General features: G+C 73.8%; 19 protein-coding genes and 1 pseudogene. 10 read left to right on the top strand and 10 right to left on the bottom strand.

Features of this window, described 5'->3' with window-relative positions:
* Positions 1-26: 26 nt before the first annotated feature.
* On the bottom strand, positions 27-1,724 hold the full coding sequence (locus O1G21_RS30115) for a DNA polymerase Y family protein (protein WP_270148104.1): 1,698 nt from the start codon (positions 1,722-1,724) through the stop codon (positions 27-29).
* 1 nt (position 1,725) lies between these two features.
* On the bottom strand, positions 1,726-2,514 hold the full coding sequence (locus tag O1G21_RS30110) for a hypothetical protein (RefSeq protein ID WP_270148103.1): 789 nt from the start codon (positions 2,512-2,514) through the stop codon (positions 1,726-1,728).
* Positions 2,515-2,746: 232 nt separating this feature from the next.
* Here O1G21_RS30110 and O1G21_RS30105 point away from each other — a divergent pair.
* The 4 genes and pseudogenes from O1G21_RS30105 to O1G21_RS30090 all read left to right on the top strand — a co-directional run bounded on the left by O1G21_RS30105 (position 2,747) and on the right by O1G21_RS30090 (position 6,034).
* A pseudogene (locus O1G21_RS30105) lies at positions 2,747-3,336 on the top strand (DinB family protein).
* 418 nt (positions 3,337-3,754) lie between these two features.
* Positions 3,755-4,324 carry a hypothetical protein gene (locus tag O1G21_RS30100; RefSeq protein ID WP_270151332.1) on the top strand — a complete coding sequence of 190 codons (570 nt, stop codon included), beginning with the start codon at positions 3,755-3,757 and terminating at the stop codon, positions 4,322-4,324.
* Positions 4,325-4,427: 103 nt separating this feature from the next.
* Positions 4,428-5,564 carry an SUKH-4 family immunity protein gene (locus tag O1G21_RS30095; RefSeq protein ID WP_270148102.1) on the top strand — a complete coding sequence of 379 codons (1,137 nt, stop codon included), beginning with the start codon at positions 4,428-4,430 and terminating at the stop codon, positions 5,562-5,564.
* 89 nt (positions 5,565-5,653) lie between these two features.
* Positions 5,654-6,034: a hypothetical protein gene (locus O1G21_RS30090; protein WP_270148101.1), complete on the top strand. Its 381-nt coding sequence runs from the start codon at positions 5,654-5,656 to the stop codon at positions 6,032-6,034.
* Here the strand turns inward: O1G21_RS30090 and O1G21_RS30085 are convergent.
* Positions 5,949-7,295 (bottom strand): MFS transporter, encoded by a 1,347-nt coding sequence (locus O1G21_RS30085; RefSeq protein ID WP_270148100.1) that lies wholly within the window; start codon positions 7,293-7,295, stop codon positions 5,949-5,951. The genes O1G21_RS30090 and O1G21_RS30085 overlap by 86 nt on opposite strands.
* A gap of 20 nt (positions 7,296-7,315) precedes the next feature.
* Positions 7,316-8,377 carry a DMT family transporter gene (locus tag O1G21_RS30080; protein WP_270148099.1) on the bottom strand — a complete coding sequence of 354 codons (1,062 nt, stop codon included), beginning with the start codon at positions 8,375-8,377 and terminating at the stop codon, positions 7,316-7,318.
* A gap of 141 nt (positions 8,378-8,518) precedes the next feature.
* Here O1G21_RS30080 and O1G21_RS30075 point away from each other — a divergent pair, with 141 nt between their 5' ends.
* Both O1G21_RS30075 and O1G21_RS30070 read left to right on the top strand, forming a co-directional pair.
* The gene (locus O1G21_RS30075) at positions 8,519-9,403 is read left to right on the top strand and encodes a LysR family transcriptional regulator (RefSeq protein WP_270151331.1); all 885 of its coding nucleotides are present in this window, start codon (positions 8,519-8,521) and stop codon (positions 9,401-9,403) included.
* 187 nt (positions 9,404-9,590) lie between these two features.
* Complete coding sequence (locus O1G21_RS30070) at positions 9,591-10,352, top strand: MerR family transcriptional regulator (RefSeq protein WP_270148098.1); 762 nt, start codon at positions 9,591-9,593, stop codon at positions 10,350-10,352.
* Positions 10,353-10,467: 115 nt separating this feature from the next.
* Here O1G21_RS30070 and O1G21_RS30065 read toward each other — a convergent pair whose 3' ends face one another.
* Both O1G21_RS30065 and O1G21_RS30060 read right to left on the bottom strand, forming a co-directional pair.
* A complete protein-coding gene (locus tag O1G21_RS30065) occupies positions 10,468-12,858 on the bottom strand; it encodes an FtsX-like permease family protein (RefSeq protein WP_270148097.1) in 2,391 nt (796 codons plus the stop codon).
* Positions 12,855-13,580: an ABC transporter ATP-binding protein gene (locus tag O1G21_RS30060; RefSeq protein WP_270148096.1), complete on the bottom strand. Its 726-nt coding sequence runs from the start codon at positions 13,578-13,580 to the stop codon at positions 12,855-12,857. Before O1G21_RS30060 ends, O1G21_RS30065 begins: the two co-directional genes overlap by 4 nt.
* Before the next feature lie 271 nt (positions 13,581-13,851).
* On the opposite strand from O1G21_RS30060, the gene O1G21_RS30055 reads away from it, so the two are divergent.
* The 4 genes from O1G21_RS30055 (at position 13,852) to O1G21_RS30040 (ending at position 18,334) form a co-directional block, all read left to right on the top strand.
* Positions 13,852-15,303 carry a sensor histidine kinase gene (locus O1G21_RS30055; RefSeq protein ID WP_270148095.1) on the top strand — a complete coding sequence of 484 codons (1,452 nt, stop codon included), beginning with the start codon at positions 13,852-13,854 and terminating at the stop codon, positions 15,301-15,303.
* Positions 15,255-15,902 (top strand): response regulator, encoded by a 648-nt coding sequence (locus O1G21_RS30050; RefSeq protein ID WP_270148094.1) that lies wholly within the window; start codon positions 15,255-15,257, stop codon positions 15,900-15,902. The genes O1G21_RS30055 and O1G21_RS30050 overlap by 49 nt, the downstream gene beginning before the upstream one ends.
* A 411-nt stretch (positions 15,903-16,313) precedes the next feature.
* Positions 16,314-17,360 (top strand): isopenicillin N synthase family dioxygenase, encoded by a 1,047-nt coding sequence (locus tag O1G21_RS30045; RefSeq protein WP_270148093.1) that lies wholly within the window; start codon positions 16,314-16,316, stop codon positions 17,358-17,360.
* Positions 17,361-17,590: 230 nt separating this feature from the next.
* A complete protein-coding gene (locus O1G21_RS30040) occupies positions 17,591-18,334 on the top strand; it encodes a MerR family transcriptional regulator (RefSeq protein WP_270148092.1) in 744 nt (247 codons plus the stop codon).
* Between the two features lie 148 nt (positions 18,335-18,482).
* Here O1G21_RS30040 and O1G21_RS30035 read toward each other — a convergent pair whose 3' ends face one another.
* The 4 genes from O1G21_RS30035 to O1G21_RS30020 form a co-directional block, all read right to left on the bottom strand.
* The gene (locus O1G21_RS30035) at positions 18,483-20,672 is read right to left on the bottom strand and encodes a 3-hydroxyacyl-CoA dehydrogenase NAD-binding domain-containing protein (RefSeq protein WP_270148091.1); all 2,190 of its coding nucleotides are present in this window, start codon (positions 20,670-20,672) and stop codon (positions 18,483-18,485) included.
* Positions 20,673-20,714: 42 nt separating this feature from the next.
* Entirely contained in the window at positions 20,715-21,929 is a 1,215-nt protein-coding gene (locus O1G21_RS30030) for an acetyl-CoA C-acetyltransferase (RefSeq protein ID WP_270148090.1), read from the bottom strand.
* Positions 21,930-22,008: 79 nt separating this feature from the next.
* Positions 22,009-23,151 carry an acyl-CoA dehydrogenase family protein gene (locus tag O1G21_RS30025; protein ID WP_270148089.1) on the bottom strand — a complete coding sequence of 381 codons (1,143 nt, stop codon included), beginning with the start codon at positions 23,149-23,151 and terminating at the stop codon, positions 22,009-22,011.
* A gap of 2 nt (positions 23,152-23,153) precedes the next feature.
* Positions 23,154-24,353 carry a CaiB/BaiF CoA transferase family protein gene (locus O1G21_RS30020; protein ID WP_270148088.1) on the bottom strand — a complete coding sequence of 400 codons (1,200 nt, stop codon included), beginning with the start codon at positions 24,351-24,353 and terminating at the stop codon, positions 23,154-23,156.
* Positions 24,354-24,541: the final 188 nt, after the last annotated feature.

The raw sequence follows: 24,541 nt of genomic DNA, 5'->3' as shown, positions 1-24,541 counted from the left end.
CCCCCCTGCTGCGGGTTCTCGGGCCGCTAGTCGTAGCCGGCCTCCAGGTACCACGCACCCCCCTCCACGGTGAGCAGCAGCGCCCGGCCGCCGTCCACCACCATCTGGAACCGCGCCCGGCGGCGGGCGAGCGACTGGTCCCACCAGTACTCGACCGCCGGCCAGGGACCGGTCCAGCCCGCCACCCGCTCCTCCCGGCCCCGGACCACGACCAGGGCCGGCCGGGCCGACACCCCCGCCCGGCCGTCCACCGTGACCGGCCGCCCGTCCTCGTCCAGCACCCGCACCGGCGCCGGTTCGCGCAGCACCACGGCCGGCCAGAGGTCCGCCGACCGCTCCGCCAGCCGCCCCGGCCAGGGCGCGTCGGCCGGGGCCGCCGCCTCGTACGGCTCGCCCCACGGCACCCTGACCTGCTGCTCGCCCGGGCCGCGCCCGCCGGCCGGCTCGATCCGGCGCAGCCCGGCGTGCCCGAGCACCGCCTGCACCCGGGCCACCGCGCGCTCCACCCGGTCGTCCGCGACGGCCTGGCCCCACAGGGCGAGCTGGCGGCCCTGGTCCGGGGAGAGGCCGTCGGGGGCGAGCCGGAGCAGGGTGAAGCCGTGCTGGCCGTACTGGCTCTGCCGGCTCTGCTGGCTCTGCTGGCTCTGCTGGCCGCCCGCGAAGGTGCCCATGCCCTGCCAGGCCTGGAGCTGCCAGCGGACCCGCTCGGCCAGCGCCGTCGCGGACAGCCGGCCCTCGTGCCGCCACAGCCGCGAAGCCGTCCGACCGTCCGCGCAGGCCACCTCGACGGCCACCCGGCGACAGGTCAGCCCGGCCCCGGCCAGCCGCTGGTGCAGCTGCTCGGCGAGCGTGCGGGCGACGAACACCAGCGGCTCGGTCAGCGGCTCCGGCGGGTCGAAGCGCTGCTCGACGGCGAGGTCCGGCTCCTCGTCACGCGGCACCAGCGGCCGCGGCTGCAGGCCGCGAGCCAGCCGGTGCGCGACCGTTCCGGCCGGGCCGAAGCGGTCCGCGACGGCCTCGGGCGGCAGCGCGGCGAAGGCTCCGACGGTGGGCAGGCCGAGCCGTCCGAGCAGTTCGGCCAGCGCCTCGTCGCCCAGCGTGCCCACCGGGTACGGGGCGAGGAATTCCGCCGTGCGGCCGGCGGGGACCAGCACCCCGGCGCGGGCGGCGAGCACGGCGGCGAACAGGCCGTCGGCCACGCCGATCTGGGCGTGGGGGGTGGTCGGAGGTTCGGTGCCGGACTCGGCCCCTGGTGCCGTCACCGCGCCGGGGACGGCGTCCGGGACGGGCGGCCGCCCGAGGGCGTCCGTCACCGCCGTGCCGACCAGGGCCGCCAGTGCCTCCTCGCCGCCGAAGTAGCAGCCCGGGCCCTTCACCGGGATGGCGCACAGGCCCGGGCGGATCACCTCCACCCGGGGCGTGAACGCCTCCACCGCCGCGACCACCGGCTCGAAGCGGCGGGCCTCCGCCTCCGGGTCGCGGTCGCGCAGCTCCAGCTCCGGGCAGAGCCGCTGGGCCAGCTTGAGCCGCTGCCCCTGCCGCACCCCGGCCGCCCGGGCGCCCGCCGAACAGGCGAGGATCCGCCCGCCCTCGGTCACGGCCACCGGATCGTCGCCGGTGACGGCCACCACCGGCCAGTCCGGGCACCAGACCACCAGCACCCGGGGGGTCCGGTCGTCGCCGGGCGTGGCCGGTGGGGGAGGTGTGGTCGGCGTGGTCGGCATGTCAGACCACCGCCGCCACGAGTGGTGCCGCCGCTGCCATCGGTTCCACCGGTCCGGCGACGGGCTGCGGCTGCTCCCGGACCGGACGCTGCTGGATCGGCTGCTCCCGGACCGCACGCACCGCGCCGTGCTCGTCCGGCAGCCAGAGCCGGGCCGTCCGGCCGCGCACCGCCGAACCGCGGCCCTCGGCCACCACCTCGACCTGCCGTCCGGCGAGCTGTCCGTAACCGTCCCCCAGCCCGAACCAGCGCCCGGACCGCACCCCCAGCCGCAGCACCGCGCCCGGCCACGGCCCGGCCACCAGCAGCACGCAGCCGCTGCGCCGCAGCACGGCGGCCAGCCGGGTGGCCAGCTTCGGGGGCACCGGCCCGTCCGGGCGCAGCATGATCAGTTCGACCGCGCCGGCCAGCACCGACACCACCTCGGGCCAGTGCGTCCCCGGGTCGTCCGCGACCAGCAGGCGGCGCAGGTCCAGCCCGTATCCCTCGGCGGCGGCGAGCCCGAGGTCCGGCAGCCCGACCGCCGCCGCCCAGCCGCCCTCGGTCTCCCGCACCCCGGCGGCCAGGGCCAGCAGCAGCCCGGCGTCCCCGCCCGCGACCGACACCGCCGTGCCCCGCCGCAGTCCGCCGTCCGGCAGCACCTCCCGCAGCCCGGGCACCACCGGCACCAGTCCACGCACCGTCGCCGCCTGCCCGTCCTCGGACGCGGCAGCCGTCAACGCCACCGGCCGCAGCACGGGGCGTTCGGACTGCTCGGCGGCAGATTCGAAAACAGATTCGAAAACGGGCACAGCCCCAGGATCGAACATTCGTTCGCAAAGATTCAAGTCCGCCCCAGCGACCCGATCCGTCACGCTCCGTGTACCCCGCCCCGGCGAAGGCTGCGCGCCGACACGGGACTCCCACGTGCCAGCCCGGCGGCATCGACGTCGTCCATGACTTCGGACGCTTCCGTCCCGTCGGGGGCGGCCCGGCGCTGCCAAAATCGGTGGACAGGTCCCCGGTGGTCAACAGACTGATCCCATGACGGTGACTGACGACAAGGACGACCTGCGGATCTACGTCCAGGACGCCCGTGACGCCCTGCTGTGGAAGCTGGACGGCCTTTCCGAGTACGACCTCCGGCGGCCGCTCACTCCCACCGGAACCAATCTGCTGGGACTGGTCAAGCACGTCACGGGGCCGAGGCGCTGTACCTCGGCGAGACCTTCGGGCGCCCCTTCCCCGAACCGGCCCCGCTGTGGATCACCGGCACCGCCGAACCGAACGCCGACCTGTGGGCCCGTGCGGACGAGAGCACCGAGGAGATCCTCGGGCGCTACCGCCGGGTCTGGGCGCACTCGGACGCCACCATCGAGGCACTGCCGCTGGACGCGATCGGCCGACTCCCGTTCGGTGACCGCCCGAAGCAGACCCTGCACCGGGTGCTCGTCCACGTGATCGCCGAGACCCACCGACACGTCGGCCACGCCGACCTGGTCCGCGAACTCATCGACGGCGCCACCGGCCAGCGCTCCGAAGGCGCCAACACCGCCCCCGGCGACGCCACTTGGTGGCAGGCCCATCACGACCGCGTGGAACGGACCGCCCGGCAGGCCGGCGGGCTCATCTGACCTCGGGAGCGCTGTGCGGGAGATTCGTAGGGTGGCGGGCGTGGCGAGCGTGGAGCAAGGGGTCGGGACGGCCGTCCGGTGCGGGGAGTGCGGGGGTGTCGCCGTTCGGAGCATCGGCCAGTTCCTGAACGGTGGACGGGAGTTGCGGTGGGACGCCGAGCTGCACTGCCCGTCCTGCGACCACTACATGTGCGAGCACTCGAGCCCGGAGGCGATGCTCGAGGACGACCGCGCGGCGCTGCTGGCCGCCCACGGGCCGGCCCGGCTGCGGCTCTCCGGGCCGCTCGACGATCCGGTGGCGGCGCTGCGGGTGCTGCGGGAGGGGGCCGGGGTGCCGATTCAATCGGCTCGTGAACTTCTGGACGAGCTATTGGAGTTCGGGTTGAGCGGGACGGCCGTCGAGATGGCGTGGTGGCGGATGCGGCTGGGTGAGCGGGGTGTCGCGGCGGAGGTCGAGGACGGCTTCGGGCGGGCCTACCGGTACGTGGGTCCACCGGAGCTGCGGGAGTTGGCGACGGGTGGCGACCGGATCGGCCAACCGGCCCGTACGGAGGGCGAGTTCGCCGCCTGGGTGGACGAGCGGACGGCGGCGGAGCTCGCGGAGCCGTTCACCTTCGTGGTCGACCTGGGTGGGGCGCTGCGGCTCGCGCCGCGCCGCAGTGAGCATGTCGCCTGCGCAGGAGGGGAGTTGGTGCTGAGCGCCGGGGAGATCGGGTTCCGGCGCTCGGGCGGCGCGGGTTGGGAAGTCCGGACGGTCAGCAACCTCTCCACCGGCTACTGCCCGGACGTCGTCTCCTGGCCCGCCGTTGCCGCCGCCCTCGACCGGCTCGGGCTGCCGCACCCGGGCGGCTTCACGCAGGCGGTGGTGTTCCGCCGCTGCCCGGACTGCGGGCAGTGCGGCATCGTCCGGGAGGGGCACTACGTCTGCGTGTTCTGCGACGCGGACCTGCCGGAGCGGTGGAACGTGGACGATCGGGTGCTGCCGTAGGGCCGGACGTCGGCCCGCCGTGGCGCTGTCGGGTCGGCCCGCTAGGGTCTGGTGGGTCAAGGGGGCGGAACGGTGAAGGGCGGGGCACGTGGGGTGGGTGCGGGTGGCCGGGGTTCCGGGCGGGGTGGTGCACGAGGGGAGCCGGGAGTTCCTGGTGCGGGAGGGGCTGCCCGCCGCCGGGGCGTTCCTGGACTTCGGGGCGCTCGACGGCGGGTCGCTGAGCGCCTTCCCGACCGCCGGGGCGGAACGGCTGTTCGTCCTCGGGGAGACGGACTACTGCACGCCCTTCGCCGCCGTCGGCAACCTGGTGCTGCTGGACGGGACCACCGGCGAGGTGTTCCTGGGCAACGGCGGCCCCCGGCGGGATCCACTGGCCTCCGGCCTCGCCGCGCTGGCCGCGCTGGTCCGGGAGGTCGACGCGGTGGGCGAGGCGGCCCGGCGGCCGGAGGCGCTGGACGGGCGGCGCGGGCCCACGGTGGTGGCCGAGGTGATGGCGGGGGCCGAACGACGGATGCGGGAGATCGATCCCCGGCTGTTCGAGGGCGACGCCCCGCCCGCGCACTGGGGGACGGCGCTGCTGGTGCGGGCACTGGGCTGGGGTGCGCTGCCCGGCGGGCCGGACGGGCCCGCGTACCAGGTCGGCGCGGAGCTGGTGGCCGAGCTCGCGGCGCTCACCGACGAGGACGGCGGAGCGGGCCGGGTGCACCGGTTCCGGCCGGAGGAGCTGCCCGCCGTACTGGTGCACGAGCCGACCCGGCGGCTGCTCACCGAGGTCGGGCTGCCGCTCGGCGGGGCGATGTTCGGGGTGTGCGAGGAGCCGCTGGTCACCATGGCGGAGGCGTACCCGGAGTACTTCGACGGCGAGGAGGAACGCCCGTACCAGCGGGACTTCCTCGCGCTCGGGGACTGGCCGACCGACCTCCCGATCGCCCTCGACGGCACCACCGGCCGGCTCGAACTGCCGGACTGGTACGACGACGGCCAGCCCGAGGCCTACCTCAACCGCGACCTGTCCGCCCTGCTCTACGCGCTGTGGACGTACGAGCGGCTGCGCGCCGAGTGGGACCGCTGGGACTACGGCCGGGGCTGGGAGACCTGGGCGGTGTTCGACCCTCAGTCGCTGCTGAGCACCGTGGTGGACCGACTGGTCGAGGGCGTCGACCCGGAGGCCTTCGCCTCGCCCGGCCGCTCCTGGCGGCTGCTCGCCGAGGACGGGCACCTGGGCGGGTTGCTGGGCTGAGCGGGTGCGCGGGTGAGCCGACGAGCCGGTGAGCCGACGAGCCGACGAGCCGCGCCCGGTCGGGGCCGCCGCGCCGGTACGCTGCCCCGGTGACGAACATCCGTACGGCGGTCGGGCGAAGACGGACGATGCTCCTCGGCATCGGCGCCGCGCTCTCCCTCGCCTCGGCGGGCACGCTGTACGCCCTGCTGTACGTACGGTCGCTGGACTACGGGGAGCGCTGCGAGCGCGGCCTGGTCTCGGGCGGTGGACGGCTGCTGGAGACGGGCGCGTCCTGGCTGCCGCCGGACGCCTGGTGCCGGTTCGAGGACCGGAGTCTGTCCACCACCCCGTTCTGGGCGCTGCTGCTGTTCTACACGCTGCTGACCGTGGTGGTCTGGTCGGTCACCGCGCTGCTGCGCACCCTTCGTCCGGGCCCGGACCCGGGACTGGACTGGCAACCGGGGCACGGCGTCGGTCCGGGCTGGTAGGCGCGCCGAGCGGCGCCTCGGGCGGTCGGCGGCGGGTGCGCAGCGGGGACAGGTAGACCGGCAGGAAGGCGGTCGCGAGCAGCGCCCCACCGAGCCAGAGCGTGGTGTGCAGGCCGAGGAGTTCGCCGAGCAGCCCGGAGATCGCGGAGCCGACCGCGAGCGCGCCGAAGAGCAGGAAGCGGAAGGTGGCGTTCATCCGACCGAGCAGCGGGTCCGGAGTCATCCGCTGGCGCAGGCTCACCCCGAGCACGTTGTCCATGCCGGTCTTCAGCGAGGCCAGCAGCCACCCCGCCCCGGCCAGGAACAGCCAAGGCCCGCCGCCGATCAGGGGCACCAGCAGTCCGGCGGGCGCCAGGCACAGGCCCGCCAGCGCGAGGGTGCGGCCGTCACCCAGCCGGGCGGAGACCGGGCGGGCGCAGCGCGAACCGAGCAGGATGCCGACCCCGCCGACCGCCCAGAACAGGCCCAACGCCCCGGCGGGAAGGTGCAGTTCCCGCACGAACAGCACCGGGAGCAGGGTGTTGACCAGCTGCGATCCGAGGTTGTTGAGGGCGGCGGTGACGGCCAGTGCGCGCAGCTTCGGGGCGCCGAGGACGTGCCGCAGGCCCTCGGTGATCTGTGCGCCGAGGCCGGGGGCGGGGGTGGAGCCCGGGTTGGGGCCCGGGGCGGGGGTGGGATTCGGAGTGCGGCGCAGCGCGGTCAGTCGTAGTGCCGAGCCGAGGTGGCTGAGCGCGGTCACGACGATCGCGAACGGCGCGGTGAGCAGTTGGACCAGGATCCCGCCCGCGCCGCGTCCGGCGACGTTGCCGACCGCCATCAGGCCGACCACGGCGGTGTTCGCGTCCACCAGGTGTTCGCGGCCGACCAGTCCGGGCAGCACGCTCTGTGCGCCGACGTCGAAGAAGACCGTGGCCCCGCCGGTGAGCAGTGCGACCGCGTACAGCTGCCAGAGGGTGAGCCCGCCGAACCACCAGGCGAGCGGCACGGAGGCGTAGAGCACGGCCTTCACCAGGTCGGCGACGATCAGGACGCGGCGGTGGCGCATCCGGTCGACCCAGGCGCCGGCGGGCAGGCCGATGAGCAGGAAGGCGAGGGTGCTCAGGGTGCCGAGCAGGCCGGACTGTCCGGGGCCCGCGTCGAGTGCGACGACGGCCACCAGGGGGACGGCGACGTAGCCGACGTTGGTGCCGAGTTGGGTGAGGGCGGTAGCGGCGAAGAGGACGCGGAAGTCGGGGAGCCGCCAGAGGGAGTCGGAGCGCATGGTTCGTTTTCGGTCGGTGATCACGGGTTGGTCGGTGGCGCGGGTTGGTCGGTGGCGCGGCGGCTCAGTAACTCGGTGAGCAGGGGAACGACGGCGCGGGGCTTCGGCCGGTGCTTCACCAGGAACACTCCGACGAGGACGACGACCGTCCCGGCGACCGCCCGTACGGTCAACTGCTCGCCGAGGACCAGGGCGCCGAGCGCGGTGGAGACGACGGGGAGCAGGTAGCCGACGGTGGCCGCGCTGGTGGGGCCCTCGGTGGCGATCAGACGGTAGTTGAGGTGGAAGGTGAGCCCGGTGCAGGCGACGCCGAGGACGGTGACGGCAGCCAGGCCGAGCGGGTCGGCGCCCGCGAACGGGTTCAGCGGGCCGACCGTGGGCAGGGCGACCGCGCTCAGTCCGGCGGCGGCGGTGAGCTGGGCGGCGGACAGTGCGAACGGGGCCGGGCCCGTCCCGGTGAGTGCCCTGGCCATGTAGGCGAAGGCGACCGCGTAGCTCGCGGCCGCGCCGAGCAGCGCGAGCGCCCCGGGGACGCTGATGCCGCCGCTCTCGCGCCACGGAGCGAGGATCACCAGCACTCCGGCGAAGCCGAGCAGGAGGCCGGTGAGGCGCAGCGGGTGGTACGACGACGGGCCACGGGTTTCGGTGTCGGTGGCTCGGTCGGTGTCGGTGTCGGCGGTTCGGTCGGTGCGAGCGGTTCGGTCAGCGCCGGCGGTTCGGTCGGTGCGAGCGGCCCGACCGGTGCCGAGGACTCGTTCGGTGCCGAGGGCGAGGCCGATCAGCAAGGACCAGAGCGGGGTCGTCGCGTGCAGCACCCCGGCCGTGCCGGAGCCGACGCTGCGTTCGCCGTACGCGGTGAGCAGGAACGGCAGGGCGTTGCAGAAGAACGCGGCCACGGCGAGCCGCTGCCAGAGCGCGCCGCCGCGCGGGAGGCGTTGGCGGGCGGAGCGGGCGAGCAGCAGTAGGACGGCGGCGCCGAGGGCGGCGCGCAGCACGGTGATCTGCACCGGGGTGAGCCCGTGTTGCAGCGCGACCCTGATCCAGAGGAAGCCCGAGCCCCAGAACAGGGCGAGGACGGCCATCCGCAGCACGGGGTGCCTTTCCGGTCGGTGGTGGACGGGGTGTCGGATGACGATCGCGCGGAGGGATCAAGTAGCACAAGCGAAAAGTTCTTCATGATGTTTAAGCTGGACTGCATGAATGCCTCGCTCGACGTCCGCCGGATGCAGGTGCTGCGAGCCGTCGTCGACCACGGCTCGGTGAGCGCGGCCGCCGCCGCGCTCGGCTACACCCCGTCCGCCGTCAGCCAGCAAGTGGCGACGCTGGAGCGGGAGACGGGGACGGCCCTGCTGGAGCGGATCGGGCGGGGCGTGCGGCCGACGGCCGCCGGGCTGCTGCTCGCCGGTCACGCGGCGGCCATCGACCGGCAGGTCGCGGAGGCGGGTGCGGCACTGGCCGACCTGCGAGCCGGGCGCAGCGGCAGCCTGGCCGTCCGCTACTTCGCCACCGCCGGGGCCACCCTGGTGGCCCCGGCCATTGCCGCCTTCCGCCGGGAGTATCCGGGCGTGCGGCTCGACCTGGGCCTGACCGAATCGACGGACCAGCTCGCCGAGGTACGGGCCGGCCGGGCCGACCTGGCCGTGGCGTTCTGGTCCGAGGAGGCCCCGGCCGGCCTGCGGTTGGTGCACCTGCACGACGATCCGTACCGCGCCGTACTGCCCCGGGGGCACCGGCTGGCCGCGCGGCGCGTGCTGGACCTGGCCGAGCTGGCGGACGAGCCCTGGGTGGGCGCCGAACTGCCCGGGCCCTGCCGGAGCCTGGTGCACGACGCCTGCGATGCGGCCGGGTTCCGTCCGGCGGTCGCGGTGGACGGCGCGGACTACCTCACCGCGCAGGGCTTCGTCGCGGCGGGGCTGGGGGTCGCGCTGCTTCCGGAGCTCGGCCTGACGCAGCGACACCCCGGTGTCACGGTGTGCCGGGTGCGCGGCCCGGAGCCGGTCCGTACGCTGCACGCCGCCGTGCGGGAGGGCGCCTGGGGGCAACCGGTGCTCGGGGCCATGGTGGAGGCGCTGCGGTCGGCGGCGGAAGCAGCGGGGTCGGTGCCGTAACCGGCGCGGGGGTGCGGTGGGGGCGGTGGCGCGGTGAGTGCGGTGGTGCGATGGGCTTGAAGCTGCCGCAGCGGCAGCTTCTACCGTCGTGACCAGGGCCGGAGGAACCGGCCCTGGTCGAGCGAACGTGCGCGCTGGCGCGGAACCCAGCACTTGGAAGCGCAGAACCTGGGAGAGGAGACGGCAGATGGCCTGGCCGATCGCGGAGGTCGCCCGGATGTCGGGCGTGACCGCCCGGACCCTGCGGCACTACGACGAGATCGGGCTGCTGTCCCCGGCCTGGATCGGCTCCAACGGCCACCGCTACTACGAGGAAGGGCAGTTGCTGCAGCTGCAGCAGATCCTCGTCCTGCGGGCGCTGGGCGTGGGGCTGGCCGAGATCGCCCGGATCATCGGCGACCAGGTGGACGAACTGGAGTCCCTGCGGGGCCACCACCGTCGGCTGGTCGCCGAGCGCGACCGGCTCGATGCCCTGGCCACCACCGTCTCGCGCACGATCGCCGATCTGGAACGCTCCCGGAAGGACGGCACACCCATGACCAGCATCAACCGGCCCGAGAACCTGTTCGAGGGGATCCAGCCCGCCGACGTCGACGCCAGCCTGCGCGACTTCCCCGAGCACGCCGAGGCCGCCCGACGCGCGACCGCCGCGATGACCCCGGCCGAGATCGAGGCCGGCCAGCGCGAGCGGACCGCACGGATGGTCCGCCTGGCGGAGCTGATGGTGGCCGGCCACCCGGCCGGCTCCGAGCCCGCGCAACACCTGATCGACGAGGAGTACCAGCTGCTCAGCGGGCTCCGGACGGTCCCGGTGGAGGACTACCTCGCCATCGCGCGCTCGTGCACGGAGAACGAGCAGTGGAGCGCCGCGTACGAGGCCATCACCCCGGGGCTGGCCGCCTACCAGCGCGCCGCCATGGAGGCGTACGCGGAGGCACGGCTCTCCTGAGCCGGGCGGGGCCCGTGCTCCCGGTTGTCCTCCGACCGGGTGGCCGGGCCCCGCACCGCCCGCTGCTCCTCCTCCCCTGCCGCCCGCGGCCTCCGCCGCCGACCGCTGGCCGCCGTCACTCCGTCCGTAGCGCCGTGACCGTCCGGGTGCGGGCGGCCCAGGTGGCGGGCAGCAGGGCCCCGAGCAGGGCCAGCACCAGGCCGCCGAGTATCAGCGGCCCCACCACCGACGGGGCGAACACCGTGAGGTCCACGTCCGGCACCCCGATCCCGGCGGCGTGGGCCATCGCGGGCATGACCAGGTGGTGCACCGCGATCCCGATCGGCACCCCGATCAGCCCGGCCACCAGTCCGCTGCCGCAAACCGAGGTGAGCACCATGCCCACGGTCTGCCGGGGCGACATCCCGAGCGCCTTGAGCACCCCGAGGTCGTGCACCCGTTCCCGGGTGTCCAGCAGCACCGTGTTGAGCACCCCGAGCCCGGCCACCACGGAGAGCAGCAGGGTGAGCGTGCCCGCCAGGGTGTTCATCGCCAGCACCACGATGTTGATGTGATCCTGGCCGGGGTCGGCGCTCAGCCCCATCGGCGAGACGGCGGAGTCCAGTCCGTCGGCGTAGGTCTTCGCGTCGGTTCCCGGGGTGAGGTCGATGTGGAAGGAGATCGCCTCGGCGTGGATCGCGCCGCCGAGCGGCTCCAGCGAGGACCGGTCCAGGAACACCACGTCCTCGGTGGTCAGGACCTCACCGCTGATCTTCGCCGGGGTGCTGCGCCCGTGGTCGGTGAGGGTGACGATGTCACCCACCTTCGCCTGGTTGGCCCGTAGGAAGGCCGCGCTGACCGCCACCTCGCCGGGGCCGTGGAACCAGCGGCCCTCGACCAGTTGGAAACCGCTCCAAGTGGGGTCGCCGGTGAAGGCGACCAGCTGGGAGCGCCCGGTGTTCCCCGCGACGGTGGCCGGGACCGGCACGCTGCTGTACCAGGCCCGGGTGCCGGGCCGGGACTCGATCGCCTTCACCACGGCCGCCTCGTCCACGTGATCGACGGGCTTGGAGCCGTCCATCGGGGCCTGGACCAGGACCTTGCCCGCGCGGTCGGCCGTCAGCCCGTCCTGGAGGGAACCCAGTGAGAGCGTCAGACCGACGCACAGGGTGACCCCGACCGTGCCGAGCACCACCGCGGCGGCGGTGGTCGCCGAGCGGCCCGGTCGGTTCAGTGGGGACGCCAGCCCGAGGCTGAGGGCGCGCGGCACCGGCAACCGGCTGATCAGGTTCTGCACCCGGGCCGGCAGGCCCATCGCTCCGGCCCGGCCCGCCGCTCCCCCGGCGGCCGCCCGCTTGGCCCCCGGCGCCGTCCGGCCGACCGCGAGCGCCTCCACCGTACGCAGCCGTCCCGCCCGCAGCGCGGGCACCAGCGCGGTGCCGGCCACCGCGCCCAGGGCCGCCACCGCGACCACCGCGTCCACCCACGGCGGGATGCCGAGCAGCCCTCCGCGCAGTGCCTTGTGGGCCATGCCGAGCACGGGGACGGACAGCAGGTTGCCCCCGAACACGCCGAGTACGGTGCCGACCCCGGCGGGGATCAGTGCCTGGCCGACGTAGGCGCGTGCCACCTGGGCCGGGGTGAAGCCCAGGGACTTGAGGATGCCGATCCGCCGGGTGGCGGCGCTCACCGCGCCGCTGACCACGACTCCGATGATCAGCACCGACATGGCCAGACCGAGCACCCCGAAGGCCGTGACGAAGGGGACGAAGGTCGAGGCCGTCCGGTTGGCCTCCTCCCGGGCCGGTCGGTTGGTGGTCGCCTCGGTGATCGCACCGCTCGGCACCGCGGCGGCGATCGCCGCGTGGTCGGCCGCCACCTCGGCGTCGCTGCCGGCGCGGGCGAAGCGGTAGAGGCACTGGGCGGCGGGCGTCGTACCCGGTGCGGTCAGGCCGGCCACCTGCTCGGGGGCGACCCAGCCGTCCGCGCTCCAGGAGACCGAGGCGGCCAGGCCGACGACCTTGAGCGTCGGATGGCCGGGCAGGTCCGGGAACTGCACGCTGTCGCCGACGGCCAGCGGGGAGTGCCCGTCCAGGAACACCACCTCGCCGGGGCCGGAGATCCAGCGGCCCCTGGTGATCCGCAGGTCGTCCATCGGGCCGTTCTGGGCGCGGCCGACCAGTGTCATCGGCGGCAGCAGGCTGCCGGCCGGCGGGATCTCGGTGTCCGGGCCGGAACGCGGCTGGAGGGTGAGCGCCGGGTAGGGGCCGGCCGAGGCCGTCACCCCGGGCGCGTGCGCGGCCGCGGCGAGCTGGGCGGGGCTGGCCCTGGTCTGGTCGTACAGCACGTTGAGGTGCGCGCCGTGCTGGTCGCTGAACGAGCGTTCGTACGGGGCCTGGGCGGCGACCACCAGCCCGAGGGCGAGGATGCACGCCGTCACCGACATCATCGTGGTGAGCACCATGACCAGGGTCTGTACCCGCTTGCGGCCGACCCCGGCCCGGACCACCTTGCCCATCGCGGTCATGCGCCCACCCCTCTCCGGCCACCGGTCACCGGCACCGCCGCCGTGTCCCGCACCAGCCGGCCGTCGAGCAGCTCGATCGTCCGGTCGGCGCAGGCCTCGGCGAGCGCGGTGTCATGGGTGACCAGCAGGATCGTCTGGCCCTCCGCGTTGAGCTGGCGGAGCAGGTCGCGGACGTCGGCCGCGGAGGCCGTGTCCAGTGCTCCGGTCGGCTCGTCGGCCAGCAGCAGCGGCGGACGGTTCATCAGCGCCCTGGCCACTGCGACGCGCTGGCGCTCGCCGCCGGAGAGCCGGCCGGGGAAGGCCTTGGCGTGCCGGGCCACCCCGAGCCGCTCCAGCAGCTCCGCGGCCCGGGCCTGGGCCTGCTCCCGCCGCATCCCGGCCAGTTGGGCCGGGAGCAGCACGTTGTCCGCCACGTTCAGGTCGTCCAGCAGGTTGAAGAACTGGAACACCATGCCGATCCGGGTCCGCCGGTACTCGGCCAGCGCGGCCTCGCCGAGCTCGTGGACGGCCACGCCGTCCACCTCGACGCCGCCCTCGCTCGGGCGGTCGAGGCCGGCGATCAGGTTCAGCAGCGTGGACTTGCCGCTGCCCGAGCGGCCGAGCACGGCCAGCGCCTCGCCGGCCCGCACCTCCAGGTCGAGCCCGGCCAGGGCAGGACGGGCGGTGTCGGATCGGTCGTACGCCTTGCTGACGCCGCGGATCCTGATGATCGGCGCGTTCACGGGGCCCTCCACGGTTCGGGGGCCGGCACCGGGAAGCCCGGACCGGCTGACGGAACATCACGCTACGAATCCGCGACCGGGTGCAGACAGCCGTCTAAGCGGCGTCCTGAGGGTGTATCCAGATACACCCCGAACTGGGTGTTCAGGCCTAGAGCATCGGGCTTTCGCGCGGGGCAGACTGACCAGCGAAAGATCGGAACCGGAGCCTGCGGGGCTCCGGACGTCAGGCTTCGAGCGCCCCGGTGGGGGCTCAGGACAGAGGGGGCGCGACATGAGGGCGGGAGCGATCGACAGGGCGGCCCGGCGGGTGGGCCGGGCCTGTGTGGACGGCGTACGCGCCTGGTACCTGGTGACCTTGGCCGTGACGGGGCTGATCTCGCTGCTGGCCGGGCCGGTCCTGCTGGGCGCCGTGCTGTTCGGGCCCGACGAGTCCCGGCCGTTCGGGCTCGGCGGGCCACTGATCCTGCTCGTGCCGTTGGGTCCGGTCGCCCTCTGGGCACTGTGCTGGGCCACCGGCGGCGGCGGCCGGGCGGTCGGGGCCGTGCTGTTCGCCCCGGGCGCGATCGCGGTGACGGCGACCCACCTGTACGGCGGCGCCGCGCCTGGCGACCGGTCCGTCTCGCTCTGGCTGGCCCCCTCGCTGCTGGTGCTCGGGCTGTTCGGCGCCCGCTGGATCGCCACCGAGAGCCGACGGGTGGTCCACCGATGGAGCGGGCAGCCGATCCCGGTGCCGTACCGCCACCCGGACGGCACGGCCGGCTCCTGGCAGCGGCTGCGCGCCGGCGGCTGGCTGACCGACCCGGCGACCTGGCGGGACCTCGCCTGGGCGCTCCTGACCGGCCTCGCCGTACTGTTCACGGCCGCAGTCGTGGTACTGACCCCGATCGCCATGGAGATCTTCGGCCGGAACGGACTGCTCTTCCCGCTGGTGATCGTCTACGGCATGGGCGTCTGGGTGGCCCCGTTCGCGATCCTGTGGGCCGCCCCGCCCGTCCTGCGGATGCACGAGAAGGCCGCCCGGTCCCTGCTCGGCCCCTCCCGGCGGGTCGAACTCGCCCGCCAGATCAGCCACCTGGCGCGCACCAGGGCGGACACCATCGATGCCGGGGCGGCCGAGCTGCGCCGGATCGAACGGGACCTCCACGACGGGGCGCAGGCCCGGCTGGTGGCGCTCGGCATGCTGCTGACCGTCGCCGAGCAGGTGAAGCACGACCCGGACGCCCTCGGGCCGCTGCTGGCCGAGGCCCGGACGTCCTCGGTGAAGGCGCTGGGCGAGCTGCGGGACCTGGTCCGGGGCATCCACCCCCCGGTGCTGGCCGACCGCGGCCTGGCCGACGCGGTCGAGGCGACCGCGCTGGACCTGCCGCTGCCGGTCACCTTCACCGGCGGCCTGCCCGGCCGGGCCCCGGCTCCGGTGGAGTCGGCCGCCTACTTCGCGGTGAGCGAACTGCTGGCCAACGTGGTGAAACACGCCGAAGCCTCGCACGTGTGGATCGAGATAGGGCACAGTGACGGGCTGCTGCGGATATCGGTCACCGACGACGGGCGCGGAGGCGCCGAACCGTCCCGGGGAACCGGCCTCAGCGGAACCGAACGCCGACTGGCCGCCTTCGACGGGGTGCTCGCGATCAGCAGCCCGTCCGGTGGTCCGACCATCGTGAACCTGGAGATCCCGTGCGCGTTGTCATCGCCGAAGACCTCTTCCTCCTCCGGGACGGGCTGACCCGGCTGCTGGAGGCCAACGGCATGAAGGTCACCGCGGCGGTCGAGAACGGCGAGCAGCTACTCGCCGCGGTGGCCGCCGACCGGCCCGACATCGCCGTGGTCGACGTGCGGCTGCCGCCGAGCTTCACGGACGAGGGGCTGCGCGCGGCGCTGGCCGCCCGGCAGGCCCACCCGGGCCTGCCAGTGCTGGTGCTGTCGCAGTTCGTGGAGCAGCTGTACGCCCGCGAGTTGCTGGCCGGCAGCTCCGGCGGAATCGGCTACCTCCTCAAGGACCGCGTGCTGGACGGCGCACAGTTCCTCGACGCCGTCCGGCGGGTCGCCCAGGGCGGTACGGCCATGGATCCGGAGGTGATCACCCGGCTGCTCACCCACAACTCCTCGGCCGGCCCGGTCTCCACCCTCTCCCCGCGCGAGCGGCAGGTGCTGGGGTTGATGGCCGAGGGCCGGTCGAACGCGGCGATCGCCCAGCAACTGGTGATCACCGAGCGGGCGGTAGCCAAGCACACCGCGTCGATCTTCGTCCGGCTCGACCTCCAGCCCTCCGATGACGACAACCGCCGCGTCCTGGCCGTCCTGGCGTACCTCAACAACGCCTGACGGCCACAGCAACGCTTGAAGCGTCAGCAAGGCCTGATGTCCTCAGCAACGCCTGACAGCCTCGACAGCTCCGGAAGGGAGCCGCCGATCACCGCAACCCGAAGCTTCTTGATAGACCACCGACAAGTGAGTGGCGACCCTCCGCGGTAGGGGGCTCGCCCACCACCGAGCGGGTCATCTACGCTGGTGAGGTGCTCATCCTTGTTCGCCGCCGCCACGTGGACCTGCTCCGCGTGACGAGCATGTCCTGTCGACGCTCCGGCTGAACCTCGCGCCACCCACCCTCATGGCGGCCCCGAGCGGCCGCCCACCACCTCCCGGCTTCCGGAGCACCCGCCGCACCAGGCGAGGCTCCGGCCTTCCCTGGTCGACCACCGGGACCAGCCGGGACGAGACCAGCGGATGTCACACATGACGCAGCAGCACACGCCCATATCCGGAACCGGCTCCACCGCGGAGGCGCACCCCGAGGCCCTCCCGGTGATCGACCTCTCGCTCGCCGACGGCACCCGGGAGGACCGCCGCCGACTGCACGACGAGCTCCGCGCCGCGGCCACCGGCGTCGGCTTCTTCCAACTCGTCGGCCACGGCGTCACCCCGGAGGAGACGGCCGCGCTCACCGGAGCCATGCGCGCCTTCTTCGCCCTCCCCGAGGCCGACCGGCTCGCCGTGAGCAACCTCAACTCCCCGCACTACCGCGGCTACACCCGTACCGGCGACGAGCGCACCGGCGGCAGCCAGGACTGGCGCGACCAGCTGGACATCGGCGCCGAGCTGCCCCCGCACGCCCCCGGCACCGGCGAGCCCCCGTACTGGTGGCTGGAGGGTCCCAACCAGTGGCCGGCCGCACTCCCCGAGCTGCGCACCGCCGCGCTCGGCTGGATCGACCACCTCGGCACGGTCGCCCGGCGCCTGCTGCACGAACTCCTCGCCGCGATCGGCGCCCGCCCCGACTTCTACGACGACGCCTTCGCCGGCCACCCCCACCTGCGCCTCAAGCTGGTCCGCTACCCCGGCACCGCCCCGGACGGCGCCGGTCAGGGCGTCGGCGCCCACAAGGACTACGGCTTCATCACCCTGCTCCTCCAGGACTCCGTCGGCGGCCTCCAGGTCGAGCGCCCGGACGGCACCTTCCTGGACGTCCCGCCGCTCGACGGCGCCTTCGTGGTCAACCTCGGCGAGTTGCTGGAAGTGGCCACCGACGGCTACCTCAAGGCCACCAGCCACCGCGTGGTCAGCCCGCCCGGAGCCCGCGAGCGCTACTCCGTCCCGTTCTTCTACAATCCCCGGCTCGACGCCCACATCGAACCGCTCGACTTCCCCCTCGCCCACCACGCCCCCGGCGCCACCGAGGACCCGGCCAACCCGCTCTTCGCCGACTTCGGCTTCAACGAGTGGAAGGGCTACACCCGAGCCCATCCCGAGGTCACCCGCCGCCACCACGCAGCCCTCGCCTGACCCACCTCCCGCTGAGCACCGGTATCCGGCCACCGGACCGGCACGCCCCCGTACCCCGGAAGCGTGCCGGTCCGCTCGTTCAGGCCGCCCCACTCCGCCCCATCCCGCCCCGTCCCATCCCGCCCCGGCCGGTCCACCCGATGGACCCGATGCGCCCGATGGACCTGATTGCAGTGCACTGTCACACTGCTGCTGTCACAGCAGGAGTGTGCCAGCGCGGGAGGCAGCAGATGGGGGAGCACGGCGCCGGGGTGGGCGAGGTGCGGCTGACGGTGGACGAGTTGGCGGCGCGCGCCGGGGTGACGGTGCGGACGGTGCGGTTCTACGGGACGAAGGGGTTGCTGCCGCCGCCGGAGCTGGGGCCGCGGCGGGTGGGGCTGTACGGGGCCGCGCACCTGGACCGGCTGGGGCTGATCGAGGAGCTGCAGCGGCAGGGGCTGACGCTGGCCGCGATCGAGCGGTACCTGGCCCGGCTGCCGGAGGACAGCACACCGCTGGGCCTGGCGATCCACCGGGCGCTGGTGGCGTCCTGGACGCCGGAGACGGCCGAGGAGGTGGGCCGGGCACAGTTGGAGCGGCGGGCCGGTCGAGGGCTGTCGGAGGAGCAGGTGGAACGCCTGATCGCGATGGGCGCCCTGGAACCGACGGCCGACCCGGAGGTGTTCCGGGCGGACCCGGGCCTCCTGCCGCTGGGCGTACGGATCCTGGACGTGCCGATCCCGTTGGATACGCTGCTGGCCGCCCGCGCGGTGGTGCTGGAGCACAGCCGGGCGACGGCCCGGGAGTTGCAGCGGCTGTTCCGGGAGACGGTGTGGAAGCCGTACCGGGAGAGCGAGCCGGACCCGGCGGAGCTGGCCCGGATGAAGGAGCTCACCGACCACATACAGCCGATGGTCGCGCAGGTGCTGGTCACCGCGTTCCAGCGGTCCTTGCGCGAGGAGTTGGGCGAGGAGTTGGGCGAGGAAACCAGCTGAGAACACCGGCTGAGAACACCTGGCGAGAAAACCGGGCGAGAACACCGGCTGAGGAAACCGGGCGAGAAGGCCGGGCGAGGCCGTGCGGGGCACACGGCCTCACCCTGATCCGCCCGGGCCCGGGCGCCCTCCGGTCAGTCGGTGAAGGTCAGTCGGTGAAGGTCCGCCCCTCCTCCGCGATCCGCTCCAGCAGCGCCGGCGGCGCGAACCGCTCGCCGTACGCCGCGGCGAGTTCGCGGGCGCGCGCCGCGAAGCCGGCCGGGCCGCCCTGGTAGCCGTTGATGTACTGGAAGACGCCGCCCGTCCAGGCCGGGAAGCCGATGCCCAGGATCGAGCCCACGTTGGCGTCGGCGACCGAGGTCAGCACGCCCTCCTCCAGGCAGCGCACCGAGTCGAGCGCCTCGCTGAACAGCATCCGCTCCTTGAGGTCCTCGAACGGGACGTCAGCGGCATCGGAGGCACCGTCCCGGGAGAAGTGCTCCAGCAGCCCCGGCCAGAGCCGGCCGCGCTTGCCGTCCTCGCCGTACTCGTAGAAGCCCGCGCCGCCGCTGCGTCCGGGGCGGCCGAACTCGTCGACCATCCGGTCCACCACCGCGTCGGCCGGGTGCGGCGTCCAGGTGCCGCCGGCGGCCTCGACGGCGAGCCGGTACTCGTCGCGGATCTTGCGCGGCAGGGTGAGGGTGAGCTCGTCCATCAGGGAGAGCACCTTGGCGGGGTAGCCGGCCTGGGCGGCGGCCTGCTCGATCGAGGACGGGTGGATGCCCTCGCCGACCATGGCGACGCCCTCGTTGAGGAACTGGCCGATCACCCGCGAGGTGAAGAAGCCGCGCGAGTCGTTGACCACGATCGGGGTCTTGTCGATCTGCCGGACCAGGTCGAAGGCCCGGGCGAGCGCCTCGTCGCCGGTCTGCGGGCCGCGGATGATCTCGACCAGGCGCATCTTGTCGACCGGCGAGAAGAAGTGCAGGCCGATGAAGTCACCGGTGCGCCGGACGCCTTCGGCGAGCACTCCGATCGGCAGGGTGGAGGTGTTGGAGCAGAGCAGCGCGTCGGGGGCGACCACGCCCTCGACCTCCTGGAACACCTTGTGCTTGAGCTCGGTGTTCTCGAAGACGGCCTCGATCACCGCGTCGCAGCCGGCCAGATCGGCGGCCTCGGAGGTGGGAGTGATCCGGGCGAGCAGGGCGTCGCGCTTGGCCTCGGTGGAGCGGCCGCGGGCGATCGCCTTGTTCAACAGCCCCTCGGAGTAGGCCTTTCCGCGCTCGGCGGCCTCGAGGCTGACGTCCTTGAGCACGACGTCGATGCCGGCCTTGGCGCAGGCGTAGGCGATGCCGGCGCCCATCATCCCGGCGCCGAGCACCGCCACCTTGCGGACCAGCCGCTTCTCGACGTCCTTGGGGCGCCCGGCACCGGAGTTGACCGCCTGCATGTCGAAGAACAGCGCCTGGATCATGTTCTTGCTGGTCTGCCCGCAGGCCAGCTCGGTGAAGTAGCGGGCCTCGATCACCATCGCGGTGTCGACGTCGACCTGGGCACTCTCCACCGCGGCGGCGAGCACGTTGCGCGGCGCCGGGTAGGGGGCGCCGTTCAGCTGCTTGCGCAGGTTGGCCGGGAAGGCGGGCAGGTTGGCGGCGAAGGCGGGGGTGGCGGGGGTGCCGCCGGGGATCTTGTACCCCTTGACGTCCCAGGGCTGGACGGCAGTCGGGTTGGCCTCGATCCAGGCCTTCGCCCGGGCGGTCAACTCCTCCGGGGTGTCGACCAGTTCGTGCACCAGCCCGTGCTCCAGCGCCTGCGCGGGGCGGTACTGGCGGCCCTGCAGCAGGTACTTCAGCAGGGCGTCGGTGATGCCGAACAGCCGGACCGTACGGACCACACCGCCGCCGCCCGGCAGCAGACCGAGGGTGACCTCGGGCAGGCCGATCCGGCTGGCGGGGGTGTTCAGCGCGATCCGGTGGTGGCAGGCGAGGGCGATCTCCAGGCCGCCGCCGAGCGCGCTGCCGTTGACGGCGGCGACGACCGGCTTGCCGAGGGTCTCCAGCTTGCGCAGCGAGCGCTTGATCCGCATCGACTTCTCGAAGACGGCCTCGGCGTCCTCGGGGCGGGCGGCGGAGAGCATCCGCAGGTCTCCCCCGGCGAAGAAGGTCTTCTTGCCGGAGGTGATCACCACCCCGCGCAGCGCGTCGGAGGAGGCGAGGCCGGCCAGCCGCTCGACCACGGCCTCGAAGTCGGCCGTGAAGGCCTCGTTCATGGTGTTGACGGACTGGGTGGGGTCGTCGAGGACGAGGGTGACCACGCCGTCCTGGTCCTGCTCCCAGCGGATGGTGGTGGTGTCGCTCATGAGTTCACGGTCTCCAGGTGTACCGGGGCGGGCGGAAGGGGCTCAGACGCGCTCGACGATGGTGGCGACGCCCATGCCGCCGCCCACGCACAGGGTGATCAGGCCGTAGCGCAGGTCGCGCCGCTCCAGTTCGTCGACGACGGTGCCGAGCAGCATCGCGCCGGTGGCGCCGAGGGGGTGGCCGAGGGCGATCGCGCCGCCGTTGACGTTCACCTGGTCGTGCCGGAAGCCGAGTTCGCGGATGAAGCGGAGCGCGACCGCCGCGAAGGCCTCGTTGATCTCGACCAGGTCGATGTCGGCGGCGGTGAGGCCGGCCTTGGCGAGCGCCTTGCGGGTGGCCGGGGCGGGGCCGGTGAGCATGATGGTCGGCTCGGAGCCGGAGACGGCGGCGGAGACGATCCGGGCGCGCGGGCGCAGCCCGTACCGCTCGCCGACCTCGCGGTTGCCGATCGCGACGAGGGCGGCGCCGTCCACGATGCCGGAGGAGTTGCCCGCGTGGTGGACGTGGTCGATGGCCTCCACCCAGTGGTACTTCTGCAGGGCGACGGCGTCGAAGCCGCCGGCCTCGCCGATCTGGGCGAAGGAGGGCTTGAGGCCGGCCAGGGTCTCGACGGTGGTGCCGGGGCGGATGAACTCGTCGCGCTCCAGCACGACCAGGCCGTTGCGGTCGCGCACCGGGACCACCGAGCGGTCGAACAGGCCGTCCGCCTGGGCCTTGGCGGCGCGGGCCTGGGACTCGGCGGCGAAGGCGTCCACGTCGGTGCGGGAGAGGCCCTCGATGGTGGCGATCAGGTCGGCGCCGATGCCCTGCGGGACGAAGTCGGTCTCGTAGGCGGTCATCGGGTCGGCGAACCAGGCGCCGCCGTCGGAGGCCATCTTGACCCGGGACATCGACTCCACGCCGCCGGCCAGGACCAGGTCCTCCCAGCCCGAACGGACCTTGGCGGCGGCCAGGTTGACGGCTTCCAGGCCGGAGGCGCAGAAGCGGTTCTCCTGGACGCCGGCGACGGTGTCGGGCAGACCGGCCGCGATGGCGGCGATCCGGGCGATGTCGGAGCCCTGGTCGCCGATCGGCGAGACCACGCCGAGCACGACGTCGTCGATCGCGGCCGGGTCCAACTCGGGGAAGCGGCGGCGCATTTCGTGGATCAGGCCGACGACCAGGTCGATCGGCTTGGTGCCGTGCAGCGAGCCGTTGGCCTTGCCGCGGCCGCGCGGGGTGCGGATCGCGTCGTAGACGTACGCTTCGGTGGTCACGATGGGAATGCCTTTCGGGGCAGGGGGGTTCCTGAGGGTCCTGGGGTACTGGGCGGCGCCGGAGAGGGCCGGCGCGGACTCAGTCGAGGATGGAGCGGCCGACGATCTCCTTCATGATCTCGGTGGTGCCGCCGTAGATCGTCTGGATGCGGCCGTCGGTGAACGCCCGGGCGACCGGGAACTCGCTCATGTACCCGTACCCCCCGTGGAGTTGGAGACAGCGGTCGGCCGTGCGCTTCTGCAGTTCGGTGGCCCACCACTTGGCCATCGAGGCGTCCGCCGGGGTGAGCGCGTAGCGGTTGTGCTCGGTGATGCAGCGGTCGACGAAGGTCCGGGTGATCGCGCACTCGGTGGCCAGTTCGGCGATCTCGAAGCGGACGTGCTGGAGCTTGGCCAGCGGACGGCCGAAGGCCTCGCGCTGCTTGACGTAGTCGGTGGTGATCTCGACCAGGTACTCGGCGCCGGCGATCGCCGCGGCGGCGATGGTGAGCCGTTCCTGGGCGAGGTTCTGCATCAGGTGGACGAAGCCGCCGTTGAGCTCGCCGAGCAGGTTCTCCTTCGGCACCCGGACGTCCTCGAAGAACAACTCGGCGGTGTCCTGGGCCTTCTGGCCGATCTTGTCGAGGTTGCGGCCGCGCTCGAAGCCGGGCGTGCCGCGCTCGACGGCCAGCAGGCTCAGCCCGTGCGCGCCGCCCTCGGGGGTGGTGCGGGCGACCACGATGACCAGGTCGGCCAGGATGCCGTTGGAGATGAAGGTCTTGGCGCCGTTGAGCAGGAAGTGGTCACCCTGGTCGACCGCCTGGGTGCGGATGCCCTGCAGGTCGGAGCCGGTGCCGGGCTCGGTCATCGCGATCGCGGTGATCAGCTCGCCGCTGCAGAAGCCGGGCAGCCAGCGGCGCTTCTGCTCCTCGGTGGCGAGCGAGGTGAGGTACGGGCCGATGATGTCGTTGTGCAGCCCGATCGCCAGCCCGGAGGCGCCGGCCCGGGCGAACTCCTCGGCCAGCACGGCGGCGTAGCGGAAATCCGGGGCGCCGCCACCGCCGTACTCCTCGGGCACGGCGATGCCGAGCAGGCCCTGCCGGCCGGCCGCCAGCCAGACGGAGCGGTCGACGATGCCGGCCTTCTCCCAGCGGTCGTAGTGCGGCAGCACCTCCTTGGCGAGGAAGGCCTTCACGGTGTCCCGGAAGTCCTCGTGCTGCTCGGTGAAGATCTCGCGCTGCAACGCTACTCCCCTTGTTCTGCTGCGGAGTCGAATGGTTCGGTGTCGACGGCTCCGGAACCGAGCGACGGCACGGCCCAGTCCCGGGCCACCTCCGCGGTGTCCGCGCCCGGCCGGGCCGGCGGGCGGCGCAGCGCGCCGGGGGTCGCGGAGAACCGCGGGGCGGGGGCGGGCTGGGTCACACCGTCCACCTCGACGTACGTCCCGCGCGCCAACAGGTGTTCCTCGCAAGCGGCCTGACGCATCGTCAGCACAGGTTCCACGCACGCGTCCGAGCCGGCGAAGACGGTCTCCCACTCGGCCCTGGTCCGGCTGGCGAAGCGGGCGGCGATCAGGGCGCGCAGTTCGGGCCAGCGGGCGAGGTCGTACTGGCCGGGCGCGTCCGGGCCCAGCTCCAGCAGTCGGGCGAACTCGGCGTAGAACCGGGGCTCCAGGGCGCCCACCGCGAGGTGCCCGCCGTCGGCCGCCGGGTAGATCGCGTAGAACGGCGCACCGCCGTCCAGCAGGTTGACGCCCCGGCGGTCCTGCCAGTGGCCGGCCGCGAGCAGCCCCCACAGCATGCTGCCGAGGTGCGCCGCACCGTCCACGATCGCGGCGTCGACCACCTGGCCGGCACCGGTGGCACGGGCGTGGTGCAGCCCGGCCAGCAGGCCGACGACCAGGTAGAGCGAGCCGCCCGCGTAGTCGCCGAGCAGGTTCGCCGGGATCCCGGGCGGCGCGTCGGCCCCGCCCGGCGCGGCGACCAGCCCGAGCACCCCGGCCACCGCCGCGTACCCGAGGTCGTGCCCGGCGGTGGCGGCCCGCGGGCCCTGCTGCCCCCACCCGGTCATCCGCCCGTACACCAGCGCCGGATTGCGTGCCAGACACGCCTCGGGTCCGACGCCGAGCCGCTCCGCGACACCCGGCCGGTAGCCCTCGATCAGCAGGTCGGCTCGCTCGACCAGGTCCAGCACCAGTCCGGGTCCCTCGGGTGCCTTGAGGTCGACCAGCACCGACCGCTTGTTCCGGTTGGTGAGGTCGTACGCCGGATCCGTCCCGAGCGGCGAGGGCTCCGGGCGGTCCACCCGCACCACGTCCGCCCCGAGATCGCCCAACAACATCGCCGCGAACGGCCCCGGTCCGATCCCGGCGAGCTCGACCACCCGCACACCCGCCAACGGCCCCGGACCGACCGCACCGCCCGCCGGACTGCTCGTGTCACCCACTGGCCGCAGAACCCTTCGGGGTTTGACAGTAAAGCTGTAACACTCGCGATGATAGGGAAGCGACCCGCCGGTAACAAGACCTCGCCCCCGGCCCCGCCTTGCCGATTCCCGCTTGACGAGCCCTTGACGGACCCGACCACCCCCGGTGCAACTGGCACCACGGAGGGTGCGTCGGTGTACTGACGGAG

The organism is Kitasatospora cathayae (assembly GCF_027627435.1).
Lineage (GTDB): Bacteria > Actinomycetota > Actinomycetes > Streptomycetales > Streptomycetaceae > Kitasatospora > Kitasatospora cathayae.
The sequence above is the reverse complement of the archived record's forward strand: the minus strand, read 5'-3'. Positions and strand labels throughout refer to the sequence as shown.

Coding starts and splice junctions, on each gene's coding strand:
- O1G21_RS30115 (WP_270148104.1), bottom strand. CDS start 1,724: ATGCCGACCACGCCGACCACACCTCCCCCACCGGCCACGCCCGGCGAC.
- O1G21_RS30100 (WP_270151332.1), top strand. CDS start 3,755: ATGCGGCTGGGTGAGCGGGGTGTCGCGGCGGAGGTCGAGGACGGCTTC.
- O1G21_RS30085 (WP_270148100.1), bottom strand. CDS start 7,295: ATGCGCTCCGACTCCCTCTGGCGGCTCCCCGACTTCCGCGTCCTCTTC.
- O1G21_RS30080 (WP_270148099.1), bottom strand. CDS start 8,377: ATGGCCGTCCTCGCCCTGTTCTGGGGCTCGGGCTTCCTCTGGATCAGG.
- O1G21_RS30075 (WP_270151331.1), top strand. CDS start 8,519: ATGCAGGTGCTGCGAGCCGTCGTCGACCACGGCTCGGTGAGCGCGGCC.
- O1G21_RS30070 (WP_270148098.1), top strand. CDS start 9,591: ATGGCCTGGCCGATCGCGGAGGTCGCCCGGATGTCGGGCGTGACCGCC.
- O1G21_RS30065 (WP_270148097.1), bottom strand. CDS start 12,858: ATGACCGCGATGGGCAAGGTGGTCCGGGCCGGGGTCGGCCGCAAGCGG.
- O1G21_RS30055 (WP_270148095.1), top strand. CDS start 13,852: ATGAGGGCGGGAGCGATCGACAGGGCGGCCCGGCGGGTGGGCCGGGCC.
- O1G21_RS30045 (WP_270148093.1), top strand. CDS start 16,314: ATGACGCAGCAGCACACGCCCATATCCGGAACCGGCTCCACCGCGGAG.
- O1G21_RS30040 (WP_270148092.1), top strand. CDS start 17,591: ATGGGGGAGCACGGCGCCGGGGTGGGCGAGGTGCGGCTGACGGTGGAC.
- O1G21_RS30035 (WP_270148091.1), bottom strand. CDS start 20,672: ATGAGCGACACCACCACCATCCGCTGGGAGCAGGACCAGGACGGCGTG.